General features: G+C 50.8%; 1 protein-coding gene and 2 tRNA genes. 1 reads left to right on the top strand and 2 read right to left on the bottom strand.

Features of this window, described 5'->3' with window-relative positions; all coding sequences use genetic code 11:
- Positions 1–258 (top strand): hypothetical protein (locus ACR0NJ_RS21295; RefSeq protein WP_480819086.1); only part of this gene is annotated, 258 nt, incomplete at its 5' end.
- On the opposite strand, the gene ACR0NJ_RS21290 is transcribed toward ACR0NJ_RS21295, so the two are convergent.
- Positions 229–304 (bottom strand) — tRNA-Ala (locus ACR0NJ_RS21290). The genes ACR0NJ_RS21295 and ACR0NJ_RS21290 overlap by 30 nt on opposite strands.
- Positions 305–312: 8 nt before the next feature.
- Positions 313–389: transfer RNA gene (locus ACR0NJ_RS21285), tRNA-Ile, on the bottom strand.
- Positions 390–581: the final 192 nt, after the last annotated feature.

Below are 581 nucleotides of genomic sequence, written 5' to 3'. Positions count from 1 at the left end.
CGCTCATCCGAAGATGAGAACGACCGAGATCAGCGCCACACTCGGCACGATCAAACAGTGTTGATTGATTTCTCTCTATACGATGTCAATTCATCCGATTGGATGATCCAGCACTCAATCAAGTGCTCGATGATCAAATCGAAGCAATATGGTGGAGCCACCGCCAATCGACTTGACGATTGGCGCATCAAAAATCCTAGGCTTCACCATGACGAGCGAAGCGAGGAATGGTGGAGCCTAGGAGGATCGAACTCCTGACCTCCTGAATGCAAATCAGGCGCTCTCCCAGCTGAGCTAAGGCCCCAAAATTTTTGGTGGGTCGAGGAGGACTTGAACCTCCGACCTCACGCTTATCAGGCGTGCGCTCTAACCACCTGAGCTACCGACCCAGTTGATTTTGCTTTCAGCAAAATCGACGTTGCCCGACAGGCGATTTTGCATCGCAAAATCTGCCGAGAGGGCCAGACCTCACAGCGTTGCGGGCCTGATATGTTCTGAAGAGATATGAGGACGGCTCGGTCCATGAGTTTGACCAACTTTGTTTGTTGATCTTCTGCTAAGTGTATCACGAGATTTGCGAA

Source organism: Ruegeria sp. F11 (genome assembly GCF_056533855.1).
Note: the sequence above shows the minus strand (reverse complement) of the source record. Positions and strands in the feature narration are given on the sequence as shown.